This window comes from Exiguobacterium sp. s189 (assembly GCF_018617615.1).
Taxonomy (GTDB): domain Bacteria; phylum Bacillota; class Bacilli; order Exiguobacteriales; family Exiguobacteriaceae; genus Exiguobacterium; species Exiguobacterium aestuarii_A.
In genome coordinates this window covers 40,881-53,992 of record NZ_JACSKM010000012.1, presented here as the reverse complement: position 1 = coordinate 53,992, position 13,112 = coordinate 40,881, and the positions used below count along the sequence as shown (strand labels likewise).

At 36.8% G+C, this 13,112-nt stretch carries 10 protein-coding genes and 1 pseudogene; 7 read left to right on the top strand and 4 right to left on the bottom strand.

The window, feature by feature from the left end; translation table 11 throughout:
• The first annotated feature begins 85 nt into the window (after positions 1 to 85).
• A complete protein-coding gene (locus KNO99_RS13185; protein WP_214749444.1) occupies positions 86 to 964 on the top strand; it encodes an Abi family protein in 879 nt (292 codons plus the stop codon).
• Positions 965 to 1,026: 62 nt separating this feature from the next.
• On the opposite strand, the gene KNO99_RS13180 is transcribed toward KNO99_RS13185, so the two are convergent.
• The 4 genes and pseudogenes from KNO99_RS13180 to KNO99_RS13165 form a co-directional block, all read right to left on the bottom strand.
• A complete protein-coding gene (locus KNO99_RS13180; RefSeq protein ID WP_214749441.1) occupies positions 1,027 to 1,773 on the bottom strand; it encodes a hypothetical protein in 747 nt (248 codons plus the stop codon).
• 1,079 nt (positions 1,774 to 2,852) lie between these two features.
• A pseudogene (locus tag KNO99_RS13175) lies at positions 2,853 to 3,392 on the bottom strand (helix-turn-helix domain-containing protein); the annotation flags it as partial.
• Positions 3,393 to 3,898: 506 nt separating this feature from the next.
• Positions 3,899 to 4,327 carry a hypothetical protein gene (locus tag KNO99_RS13170; protein WP_214749438.1) on the bottom strand — a complete coding sequence of 143 codons (429 nt, stop codon included), beginning with the start codon at positions 4,325 to 4,327 and terminating at the stop codon, positions 3,899 to 3,901.
• A 27-nt stretch (positions 4,328 to 4,354) separates the two neighbouring features.
• Positions 4,355 to 4,630 carry a hypothetical protein gene (locus tag KNO99_RS13165; protein WP_214749435.1) on the bottom strand — a complete coding sequence of 92 codons (276 nt, stop codon included), beginning with the start codon at positions 4,628 to 4,630 and terminating at the stop codon, positions 4,355 to 4,357.
• Between the two features lie 2,085 nt (positions 4,631 to 6,715).
• Here KNO99_RS13165 and sbnA point away from each other — a divergent pair.
• From sbnA to KNO99_RS13135, 6 genes are read left to right on the top strand one after another with little or no spacing between them, the layout of a single operon-like run.
• Positions 6,716 to 7,852, top strand: a complete 1,137-nt coding sequence (gene sbnA / locus KNO99_RS13160; protein ID WP_251131066.1) for a 2,3-diaminopropionate biosynthesis protein SbnA — start codon at positions 6,716 to 6,718, stop codon at positions 7,850 to 7,852.
• Positions 7,791 to 8,744: a 2,3-diaminopropionate biosynthesis protein SbnB gene (locus KNO99_RS13155; RefSeq protein WP_214749433.1), complete on the top strand. Its 954-nt coding sequence runs from the start codon at positions 7,791 to 7,793 to the stop codon at positions 8,742 to 8,744. The genes sbnA and KNO99_RS13155 overlap by 62 nt, the downstream gene beginning before the upstream one ends.
• A gap of 2 nt (positions 8,745 to 8,746) precedes the next feature.
• Positions 8,747 to 9,454 (top strand): 4'-phosphopantetheinyl transferase family protein, encoded by a 708-nt coding sequence (locus KNO99_RS13150; RefSeq protein ID WP_371743096.1) that lies wholly within the window; start codon positions 8,747 to 8,749, stop codon positions 9,452 to 9,454.
• Positions 9,432 to 10,964 (top strand): condensation domain-containing protein, encoded by a 1,533-nt coding sequence (locus KNO99_RS13145; RefSeq protein ID WP_214749427.1) that lies wholly within the window; start codon positions 9,432 to 9,434, stop codon positions 10,962 to 10,964. Before KNO99_RS13150 ends, KNO99_RS13145 begins: the two co-directional genes overlap by 23 nt.
• Entirely contained in the window at positions 10,954 to 11,847 is an 894-nt protein-coding gene (locus KNO99_RS13140) for a GHMP family kinase ATP-binding protein (RefSeq protein ID WP_214749424.1), read from the top strand. The genes KNO99_RS13145 and KNO99_RS13140 overlap by 11 nt, the downstream gene beginning before the upstream one ends.
• A complete protein-coding gene (locus KNO99_RS13135) occupies positions 11,844 to 13,091 on the top strand; it encodes an MFS transporter (RefSeq protein WP_214749421.1) in 1,248 nt (415 codons plus the stop codon). Before KNO99_RS13140 ends, KNO99_RS13135 begins: the two co-directional genes overlap by 4 nt.
• The last annotated feature ends 21 nt before the right edge of the window (positions 13,092 to 13,112 follow it).

Sequence of the window (13,112 nt, the reverse complement as noted above, 5' to 3'; positions counted from 1 at the left end):
ATATTATTTGTAACAGAACCCACCACGCCTCTTCACAATGCGGACCACGGTGGGTCATTTTTTTTATACAAATGGGGGCAAGGACATGGATTCTATGGAGCCTAACCAGTTAAAAGTACCAAAAACTTACGAAGAACAAGTATCCATTCTAAAAGAGCGTGGTCTACATATTGAAAATGAGCAAAAAGCTATAGAAGTACTTAAACGGATCAATTACTATCGTTTGACCGCATACGGATTAACACTAAAGACGAGTGATAAAGCAGATCAATTTAAGTCTGGAATTTCATTTGAACATATTTTAAAGCTCTACGAATTCGATAAAGAATTGAGACTTTTGTTGCTAGATGCAATTGAAAGTATTGAAACTGCGTTTCGTGCTCATATCGCTTATTATCATGCGCATACGTATGGTGCAGATGCTTACAAAGACCCTACGCACTTTAAAAATGGAACGTATCATGCTAAGTTTTTGACTAATCTTGAACGTTCACTTAAAGAGAATGAGCGGGAACTCTTTGTGAAGCATCATCATACAAAATATCAAAGTAATTTCCCGATATGGGTAGCTGTCGAGGTCCTGTCCTTTTCAACACTCTCCATGATGTTTAAGAACTTACATAATCAAGACAAGCAAACGATTTCTAAAGAACACTACTCAATGGATTTTAAATACATTGAAAGCTGGTTATATACATTGACAATGATTCGGAATATCTGTGCACACCATGGGCGGTTATATGGCAAAATCTTAACGATTCGACCTCAAGTATTTGCGAACGTTAAAAAAGAACTTTCAAATGAACGAATCTTTATTGTGTTCTTTATCATTTCCAAACTGTTGTCCTCAAACGAGCGGAGCGTATTTGTAGACAAGCTTGCTCACCTTTTAAACTCATACGCAGCCTTTATTGATTATAAACAGTTAGGTATTCCTCAAGGGTGGGAACAATATTTCGAATAACTGTATAGATGGAAAGGGACGAAGAAGTCGTCAATATGCGACTTCTCTTCGCCCCTTTTTTATTAAGAATTATTCTGTTGAAGGTTTCGTTCCCGAAGAACAGCAAGCTCTACCTGTTCTTGTAGTCGATGTTCAAACGCTTCTTTTTCACGTCGAAGAAGTTGCACTTCTAAGTGAAGTTTTTGATTCTCTTCTTCGAGTTGTTCACTCCGACGTGTTTTACTTTTTAATTCATCCACTGAATCCATTAAACTTTGATTTTGGCGATTTAATTGTTTTTGACTCTCTTCTAATTTTCGAATGGTTCCTTCCAAATCAAAGATCGTCTTTTTATGAACCTTTAACTCCTCTTTTGCTGATTGTTTCTCCAACTCTAGTGTGTTTAATAAGTTTTGTTTATCTGTATGTAGTTGTTCCAACTGCTGTTGAAGTTGTTCTAACTCTTCCTGATGTTGCATGACTTTAGCTTCATATTCTCGATGAAGTTCTTCACTTTCCTTCACAACACTGTCTTCAAGTTCACGTATCGTTTCAGTATATTGAAGTGTCATGCGTTGAGTTTCTTTTTGTTGCCGCTCTAAGCGAAGCGCTCGTTCTTGAAAGAGTGAAGTAATCTGATTAAGTGTAGTTTCAAGTACACCATTTTCTTCGTCGATTAATAGGTCTGGTGATTGTTTATCAGCTAATTGAATGAATTCCTCAAACAATTGATTCGTCGTTAGTTGTCTTTCTTGCATTAAACGTTGAATATGTTCTGTCACTTCTTCAGAGACACGAAATGATTTTACTTTTGTTTCGTTTGAGGCCATATCCTATCCACTCCATATTATTTATTTTGCAAATCTTTATGAATATTAAAAAAGTACTTACTTCAGTTCGTAATCATACTTTATCTTGTTAACTTTATATGTCTGATGTAATTCACACTACAGTATCTTACATTTTGATCTTAGATTCTACAAACTTCTCAACTTATCTAGAGAAAAATCATAATAAAAATAGTTACCGTTATATCTATTAATACTTTAAAAAGAACTCTATGTCTTTTGTGAGCTGTACGATGGACTCATTCTCATTCAGTCGTGATGCTATTTAATAAGTGTTTGTCGCTAAAGGACACTAGTTTTGATTCTTTCGTTAAACTAAAAATATAGCAGAAAATATTATCAATCAAAAAGTGAAATGTAAGCGATAATTTAGAGCGAAAGTACGCACTATTGAATATGAATTATAATTAAGTAATATTTTATTAAATATATTAATCATAAAAAAATATATATTTGAAGAAGCCTGTTGAAGAAGCCTGTTTTCATCAGATGCAGAATGCTAAATATGTTAAATTTAAACGTTTGTAGTTTAAAAATCTGTACTATTCTGAGCTGAGTCCTGTTGTACGAACGATGTAATAAAAAGTGCCTCGATTTCTATGCGGTGATTGGATGGCCCCTTGGTCATCTTTTTTCGTTCTATTACTTGTGTAGCTGTTGTAGTAATAGATATGACCTTTCAGATGCCTATAAGGACTCGATTGGTACGTTGTCTAGGCAGTTTCCACGATGTGACATGAACTGGACCAGTCTCAACCCATGAATCTTTGACTGATAGGCCGAATGGATATAGTAAAAGTCTTGGTCCCACTAGATTGTCGTCTCAGAATGTAGTTCTCTTGGTTGACCTCGTTCGAACGAGGTCCATTTGAAGGCTCGTTGACAGATAATATGCCGCGAACGCATGTCTCACTACTTCCTTCACATAAGAGAGAGGAGATAGATAATGTCCCTCACGAAAACATTGACTAGCTCGTTCAAATTAGACTGACAGTTCAAACGGTGTGGCATCGTCCTGTGCTCATATGCCGTCTTAGCGAGTCGACGCTCGAGCGAATTTCTCGTCCGCGCCGGTCCTCGAGCCCGTGCACACCGTCGGTGTCATATTTTTTCGTCCACCCATAGACCTGTTGGTACGACACGGCGAATACTTCGGCCGTCCGTTGATAGTTCCGTCCGTTGTCCAGGCAATACCTGACGATCTCCATGCGTTCCTCGAATGTGGTCTTTCTCCCTTTTGTCATAGCTCGATCCATCCCTTTTCTCGAATCTGTTAACTCGCTATGACTAGTATACTTCTTAATCCATTTTCGAAGAACAGATCCATCACTGATTTGATAGTTGGAGAGGACTTCCATCGTGGTGGCCCCGTCGAGGTAGTCACGGACGGCCGCGATTTTCTGTTCCTTGGTGTACAGTTTCCATGTCTTCGATTCCTTCAATGCGTCACTCCCGCCGGTATCGAATTTCACTTTCCACACCCGGAGGGTATTCTCAGAAACGTGATGAGTCTCCATGATTTCCTTCCATGTATGCGTTTCTTCTTCCATCATGCGCAGTGCAGCCAGTTTTTGTTCGATTGAATGCCGACTTCTCGCCATAAAAAACACTCCCCAATCAAATAAACAGATTTGTTATTTCATCTGTCTACCTATTGGGGAGCATATCACAGTACTTTCAACATGATTTTTTTGAATGCTGGTAGTGACTCTCTGACATTGGTCTTTTGTTCTAGAAGATAATCATAATAGACATTCATATGGAGTATGGAGATTGAGGAGTGTCCTGGGCCATTCTTTGAGTGCATGTCTAATTGTGCCTTGGTGTCTGTATACGATTTTTCACTCATCACCTTGGATGTTCTTCGAATTTAATAAGACTTTCTTTTATACAAACTTCGTCGATTTTCCCCCATGGAGTGAGGAAGTACCCAGGGATTTATCCCTGATTGTTGGTAAATTTATTTTTTTTTTTCGGCTTGTGAATAAGAGGCAATGAACCTTTCCTTTGATTGCCGTGTCTCCAAATACCTTGACAATCTCTAACCCGTGATCATCTTCATGAGAATTCATTTTTAGATTTTCGAAAGATATCATCGACCAACCTTTTATTTATTACGTTCTCTGAGTAAGGCAAGCTCAACCTGTTCCTTCAATCGATTTTCAAAGGCAGCCTTCTCGCGGCGTAAAATCTGTACCTCCAGATGAAGCTTTTGATTCTCTTCCTTGAGTTGGTCCGCACGACGGGCTCGCGCCTTGAAGTCCTCCATCATATCAATCAGGCTTTGGTTTTGGCGGTACAGCTGGTCTCGCTCATCTTCTGATTTCTTAACCTGTCCTTCCAAGTCGAAGAAAGCCTTCTTTAGTTGCTTCGTTTCTTCTTTGAAGGTGGTTTGCTCTTCTTTAAAACTTAGCTCTTGTCTTTCTTTTGCACTTTTAATACCCTCTAAAGACTTCTGAAGACGCTCCAACTCGAGTTGATGGATGGACGTCTTTTCTTGATACTCCGCCTCAAGCCTGGCCTGCTCCTCTGTCACCTGTGTTTCAAGGGACTCTACCGTATTTCAATGTTTGGACTTGATCCGTTCATTCTCTTGTCGTAGCATCTCAAGGCGGGTCGCCCGTTCTTGGAAGAGCGTCGTAACATGTTGAAGTACCGCCTCGAGCGCTGCGTTTTCTTCATTGAGTAAAGGGTCTGGCGATTTCTGGTCCGCCAGTTGAATCAACTCTTCGAACAGTTGATTGGTCGTAATTTGCCGCTCTTCGATCATTCGGCCGAGCTGCTCGGTCACTTCTTGGGAGACACGAAACGATTTGACTTTCAATTCATTTGATTGCATGCAGTTCACCACTTCTATCTGTTTTTTATAAGTATAGCATAGGACGTTTTTTATCATTTTCATGAATTTAATACTGAAGAACATTGATTTGAACATGCTTGTTCATAATTGAGGTGGTTCTATTAAAAAACTGTCCGGTGTTAGATGGATTGACTTGAAAGAAGCTTGTAGACATTCGATGTTAAAATGTCTACAAGCTTCTTTTAGGTACTTTCTATAAGTTAAATCAAAATTCGACTCTCGTGATATATAAGACCAATTTTATGGTCAGCACCTATGAGGAGGAGAATAGTTTGTACCGACCAAATTCTTCCTGATTCAACTTATGGAGAACCTCATCTATTGCAAGTCCAACTTCTTCAATGTCTTTTGGACGCTGCACTCAAACGTGACTTGATATACGTTCATTCCAAATTCGGTTCATTTCTCAAATCATTGAATGTGATAACTTCAGAATTTTGCCGGCGTGTCGTCCTTGCATCATGATAGAGTTTCAAGTCGAGTCATCCTCATCAAGTCGTACTGATATCGTTTCCATGATATTGATTTTCTAGGTATTGAAAAAATAGTGAACCATACAGATGCATATTATGTCCCGATCATACGGTGATTGATGCGTACTCGGGCGAAACAAGGAAGACACGCGTCCATTCGTTTGCCGACCGCAAATGAATCATCTGTCCGGTTCGCCTTCTTTCTTTCAAATACTCTTCATGGTGCAGGTTTGAAGAAAGTTTAGTGGATGTCCTGCTTTACTTCTCTGACGTATTCACTCCTCTTTCTATGGTCTGTATACAAGAAAGTTGACAACAAATCTATTTTAATCGTGCAACAAAGGTTTTTGTCCACTTGGAACTTCGACCAAGCCCTGATGGGGTGATGTCTCCTTCATCTCACATCTCTTGGAGGGCACGGTTGATTGTCGCTTCACTCATGTCCGGGCAAGCTTGGCGAATATCGGATTTCGTGAAAGTGCTAAGCTTATTCTCGATGAATTGCTTGATACGGTCTATCTTGTTTTATTTAAGAGACCAATAGAATCTTCTAGTTCTTTATAAGCAGCCAAATTGGTACTGAGCAGACGATTGACCCAGAGAAGGGTGTCATGCTGGTTCGTTCCCATCGTTGAACGGATTGCCAGATAAGAAATCAAGTGAACAGACTGAGGAGAATCAACAGCGTGTGAGAAGGCTATAACACAGTTGTAGGATGGTGTCGATGGAAGGAATCACGGCTTGAGCACTGGAGCTGTCAAACATGGCAGATGAGATGCGGGAGATGACAAGAAATTCAATATACGATGCAAAAGGACAGGTCTGTATGAGCTGGACTGCCCCATAAAAGTCGGACATGATAATCCAACTTTTATGTTTTTTTGTCTAATCTCCTCCCGGGTGATTTGAAATGATAGAGAAAAGTTCTCACGGGGGAGAATGACATGAACTCAAGATCGCTTTATCAACAACAAATTTGCATATACAACAACAGACCCTAATGAGATGGCCTGAAAACAATGGATTTAAGCAGCTTGAGACAACATCCTATTGATTGTCTAGATATTAAGCTGTCCTTATTTGATGACTAAGACATTAAGGTAGATATACTATAACACTCAATGGAATAATAATGTTTTCAATGTAAAATATGGACGAGATTAAACCTGAAAAGGGGGTGTATACATTTCGAGGTCGAAACGTATACACCCCCTTTTCAGGTCAGTTATTTATAGGATGAGTCAGGCTCAACTCATGTTTGTAAGGGATTTTTATGAAGTTGATTTGGAAGCTATACTATTTTGCTAAATGTGAGTAAAGTCTACATTAATAGCAAAATAAAAAAGACTCATTTACTGAGTACGTCGCCGACAATTTTCAGGGATATAACCGTATTTTTACTCCTCTCATTTGAAATATCGGTTCTAAACACATATTAATGAAAATCCATAAAATACAATTTCATCATTATACCAATAATATTATATTGATGAAGGATTAAAGGCGCTATATGTGTATTTTATGCAAAAAAGGGTGAGATTTATGGAAACAATTATGTTATATTACTAAAAAAAGGGATGGGGGTCATAAAATGGGTAGGTTATATATGAGAGATAATAATGTTATTGCTCCATTGTTTGGAACAAATGGAAATGAAAATTCAAGGGAACCCAAGCAAGGTAATGCAACTGTTGATTCCAATGAGACTTTGATCAAAGGGCTTGACTCAATCGAGCCATTGATAGGTGGTACACCTTTCCTTAAATTAAAAGAAGAGACTGTTAATTTATACACAAAACTAGAGAGTTTCAATTTGATGAATAACGTCAAAATGAGACCCGCGTATTACATATTAAGAAAAGCGATAGAGAGTGGGGAAATTAACAAAGGTACTACAATAATTGAGTCTTCCTCTGGGAACCTTGGACTGTCTTTGGCTGTAATTTGTAGTTCGTTAGGTATTCGGTTTATACCAGTTATTGATCCTAATATTAATCCGGTATATGAAAGACTATTGAATATGCTTTGTCAAAGAGTTGAAAAAGTACATCAAAGAGATGAGACCGGAGGTTATCTGAAAAAACGTTTGGCACGGGTGGCGTCCCTAAGAAATGAAATATCGGACTCTTATTGGACAAATCAATATGGAAATCAGGATAATTTGAATGCTCATTATCATGGAATAGGCGAAGAAATAAAAGAATCAGGCATCAAATTTGATTATGTATTTATAGCTGTGAGCACAGCAGGTACTATTTCTGGAATTTCAAAAAAAATAAAAGAATTCTCTCCTGATTGTAAAGTAGTAGCGGTTGACGTAAATGGTAGTAATATTTTTGATTCGGAACCGCAAAAAAGAAACATCCCGGGGATTGGTTCGAGTATAAAACCAGAACTATTACAGTACTCAAATATCGACGTGATTAAACATGTCAAAGAAATTGATGGAATCTTTGCGTGTTGGAAATTATTAAGAGAGGAGGCCATCTTTGTAGGGGGATCTTCAGGATGTGTCTATCAAGCTGCCTCAGAGTATATTGACGCGAATATTGAAAATCTTACAGGTAAAAATATTCTAATGGTGTTTCCGGATGGAGGTTTCCCTTACATAGACACGATTTATGATGAGGAATGGATATTAACTAAATTTGAGGAGGTAGGACAAGATGCTTTATCTAAATCAACTAGATATCGAGAATTGCAACATAGCTTGGAGCGAATGTATTAAAACTATTGACGAAGCGATTAATTATATTAGAGAGGATGATTTTTCACAACCCATAAAACCATATTTAGACTTTAACAATCCTCAAAATAGAATAATTGCCATGCCTGCACGTGTAGGTAACGACCGAGACGGTATTGCGGGAATCAAATGGATTGCTAGTTTTCCAGATAACTTAAACAAGGGTATTCCTAGGGCAAACTCTTTGACAGTGTTGAATGATACTGATACGGGACAGGTGCTAAGTATTATCAATACTTCGGTAATCAGTTCGATTCGAACTGCTAGTGTTACAGGGTCCGTAATGAAGGACTACTTTGGAAAAGAAGAATCGACAGGGTTAACAGGTTTGATTATTGGATATGGACCGATTGGTCAGCGACATTTAAGCATGATCAGTGAAATGTTCAGTGAGCGCTTTGATAGGATTTATATATATGATAAATATCGTGTTGACGAAGAGAAAATACCCGAAAACATCAAATCAAAAGTAAGAATAGTAAGTAATTATGAAGATGGTTTCGAACTGAGTGACGTTGTAATCACATGTACCACGTCCTCCAAAGGATACATAAAAACAGCTCCGAAAAAAGGAAGCTTTCACTTAAACGTTTCTTTGAGAGATTATGACACGAGTATGCAAAAATACTTTGATGTTATAATTGTGGACCTCTGGGACGAGGTGTGTAGGGCGAATACGGATATTGAATTGATGTCACAATACAATGGATTATCGAAAGAAAATGTAATAGAAATTCCCGACGTCAAGTTTATTGATTATAAGAATAAAACAACATTTTTTAACCCAATGGGAATGGCTAGCTTTGATATAAAGATAGGTGAGTTGTTTTATAAACATGCTAAGAAGAATTCGATTGGGAAAAGGATGATTTAAGTATCGAAACAAAAGAAATTCTGTTCTATGATATTAGAAAATTCAGTCAATCCCAGTTTCTGAATGGATTACATCTTTTACCTGAAGATGAACAAAAATATGTTTTAAAGTTTCAAAGACCCTCCGACAGGTTGCGCTGTTTAGCGGGGAAAATAATGGTTAGATCTGCAATCAGTAAACGATTAGGAATCCCTTTCGAAGAGCTAGACTTCGCTAAAACTGAGTTTGGGAAACCTTATTTAGTAAATGATTTGAAAACACACTTTAATCTCTCTCATTCCGGGGATTTCGTTGTGGTTTGTATAGATGAGACGAACGTAGGTGTGGATATAGAAAGAATTGATAATCTTCCTGTAGAGGGCATAGTAGACATGTTTTCTCAAAATGAAATTGATTTCATAAAAAGTGATGGGAGCACATTTGACTTAGAAAGATTTTTTCGTGTTTGGACCTTGAAGGAAAGTTTCCTTAAATACATGGGAAAGGGATTATCACTTGATTTAAAGACTATAGAATTTTATATTACTAAATCAAAAATTGCTCATGTAATCGATTCTGATTTGTTGGCTTATGATAAAAACTTCTATTTTAATCAATTAGAACTAACAAATGATTATATTATCTCTGTTTGTCGAGAGTATAAGACAAAAGAAAAGCTACAAGAATTTTATTTTAATGGAGAATGTGATGAAGAATACCTTTTTGAATGAATATTTTTTGGAAACCTTTAGTTTGAATGAAGTAAATCCAGATGATGACTTCTTTGTTTTAGGAGGGAGTTCATTATTATTGCCGCAACTGATTCACAATATTTGGGTTAATACAGGGATTCATCTTGAAGCCAGAGATATCTTTGCGACTAGAAGTATTAAAAAAATATCTTCATTAATTGAAGAAAAAACTCGAAGGAAAAAATATATACCCTCTAAGTTGAAACCTCTATCGAGTACCAAAATAAATAGAACATCTCTTGACATGTCTTATCCACAAAGACATGTATGGTTATCAGAAAAACTATCATCATTAGAAGCACCCTACAATGTCGGTTTCACATTTACAATCAGAGGAAATATCGACATCAATAGGCTGAAAGAATCCATTGAGCAGGTAATCATGAAAGAGGAGAATTATAATCTTAAATTCTTTATGGAATCTGGAAGATTGGTTTGTGAAACGAAGCATTTTGAACCAGACATCATCATTCGTGAGAATGTAAGCGGAGCTGAACTCGAAAACTATTTGCAAGAAAGTGTGAAAATCAAGAAGTTCCCTCTAGAGGATGGGCCACTTTTTGAAATAGAGATTCACAAACTTGTCAACGAAAAAGATACAGTCAAGGTTTTCTTCCTATTTCATCACATAATCATTGATCAATACTCAGTTCCGCTCTTATGGAATGCAATATACGAAACCTACGTTTTTCGAACAGAATATCAAAACCCGTCGAGCTTCAAAGAATGCATTTTAGAATCATCAGAAGCATTAAGTTCAGGGGTGTTGGCTAAGCAGAAAGAATATTGGCAGGGTCAGTTCAGGAATCAGGAAGTTGAAAAGTTCAATAAATTCGTGCAGAAAAAAATCAATAGTGAGTATGTAAGGATGAAGCGAGTTAGAAGTAAAAAAAGGCCAAATCTTTTAAATAAGAGTATTGATAATAATACGGCATTTTTGACGATTTATTTAAAAAGTGTTTCAAGTCATTTTTTTGAAGGAAGCGAAAATAAGGAATTTGTAGTAGGAATCCCTTATGCAAATAGATTGGGAAAAAACTCGGCCAATTGCCAAGGTTTTTTTGTGAACATGGTACCATTCAAAGTTGAATTTTCATTTATTTCAAAAAATGATTATTTCTACTATGTAAGACAAAAAAATGAAGAGACTTTTGAAAATCAAAATTATCCTTATGAACTGATATTGAATGAAATCGATTTTAAAACCCCTTCCCATAGACAACACTTTATCAATAATGTCTTTATATATGAGAAGCAAATCGAGTTAAAGAAAGATGGGAGGGAAATGAAAGAAGTTTCATATGAGGAATTGAAGCATCCTACCCCAATGTTTCCATTGAGCTTTTACTTGGTTGAGGATGAAAATCAATACACGATTAATTTTGATTTTGATACTTCATATATAACGACTGAAGATGCAACTGCTTTTTTAAATGTTATTGAAGATAATATTGATAAATTCGAGGTGGAAAATGACCATGAGACATAAACATGGAGTAGGGATATCACATGCATCATTTGGAGAAATTCTACAAGGAAGATTTCTTAGTGACAAAAAGAGTTTCTTAGTTACACTACCTGTTGATAAATTTGCAAAGGCATTTTTTTACCCAGATTCAGAGAAACGCGACATTTCAGTTTTTCCGGAATATAAATCCAAGGCTAAGAAAGCAGTGGATTTATTTAGAGAACATATCAACTCTCCAATCGGAGGCACCTTATATATTGAGAGTGAGATCCCGGAAGGAAAAGGACTTTCCAGTTCATCGGCTGATTTGGTAGCAAGTATGCGAGCATTTGCAGATAGTCTCAACCTCATTGCAGATAATCACCTTCTAGGAAAAATTATGGCGAAAATCGAACCCTCAGATGGTGTGATGTATGATTCGACAGTCGTCTACTATAATCTGGAGGGGGGCTGCGGCCCTGAAATTGAAAGCATTCCTGAATTTACAATCATAGGTGTCGATGATGGAGGTACTGTCAACACATTGGACTGCTATAAGAATGCAGAAAAGAGAAGTCTTGAAACCCTTAAAAGACAAGAAAAGCTGTTAACGGACCTCATTGATGCTGCAAACAGAGGCAGTCTTGCAGATGTAGGGAAGGTAAGCACAGAAAGCGCATTACTCAATCAAGATGTGATTCATAAAAAATGTCTAGAGGACTTACTGGTAATTAAAGATAGATTTAACCTTCCAGGTATTGTGACTTCGCACACTGGTACATACATCGGGCTTATTATCGAACATGATTCGAATTATTTAAACATTGTTAACAAAGTGACTTCCTTATTAGTAGAGAAACAGTATGAATTCACTATTTTTAAAACAAAATCTATTTTAAAGAAAGAACTGGTCGGAGAGATATGAAGGTTTTATCCTTAAAAAACTATAGGCTCTATGGAATGTCTATCGGTCTAGGAACATTAGCATCGAGGCTGATTACTTTATCAATATACTGGTATGTTTTAGAGACAACTCAATCGGTCACAGCTTTAGCTGTGACCGGGTTTGTCCAATCATTGCCAGCGATTTTCTCCATGCTTGTTTCAAAATTTGCTGACAAATATAATGCCAAAGTAATAATGATATTCAGTGAATTTTTAAGAGGGATTATAACCATTTTAATCCTTGTAAACATATTCACATTTGACTCTATTGTAATAATTATTGCATTGAATATGATGGTAGAATTTGCTGAATTATTACATACCTCTTCTTCCACCAACATCATACCGTCTATTGTGGATGAAAAGAAGATAGAGCAAGGTGTGGGGGTTTCAAATGCCATTCTTGCTATATCTGGTCTTGCTGGTGTAGCGATTGGTGGAGTGGTATATGAAAATTATGGTGCGATTTCGTTGTTTGTTATAGCTTCAATTCTATTCTTTGTATCAACAGTTATTGGATTAAGGATTCAAATAGCCCGTTCTAAAGCTAAAGAAAATGTTGAGAACAATCCCATAAAAGTAGAACCCGAAATAGGTCTGAAAAAAACAGTCACATATATCCTTACAAACGCTTTATTATTACGCATTATTTTAGTTGCTTTGATTGTCAATATCTCTTTCGCAGCATTTGACATTGTACTCACAGTCCACGTACGTAATACATTAGAACAAGGAGCGCAAGTATACGGGATTATGAGTGGGTCTCTGATGGTGGGCATGATAGTCGGCTCCATATTAATAGGGGTAATAACTACTAAGTTGAAACTCTCTGTTTCAAATATATTGTTAATCGGGTTTGTTTCTTGCGGAATTTTTCTTATTCTTCTAGGGATAATAAATGTATGGTTGTTGGGGATTCTTTTTACTTTCGGAATCGGCTTTTTCATGGCATTAATAGACAGTTCGGTAGACTCTTGGTTACTTAGAATAATCCCCGAAGAAATTAGAGGATCTGTAATTAATATGTTGACAGCACTTTTTGCAATATCGCTTCCGATAGGAAGTGCTTTATTCGGTTTCTTGATGAATAATTTTAATACTTCTATATTATTCTTCATAATGGGGATTATTGTTATTATCGGGATAATAATTTTTCAGTTGACTGGGATTAACGGTAATAAGAATAATGAGGTCGTTCTTGCAGAACAGGAAAGCAATGTTTAAATAGACGTTTATTGGAAGGTG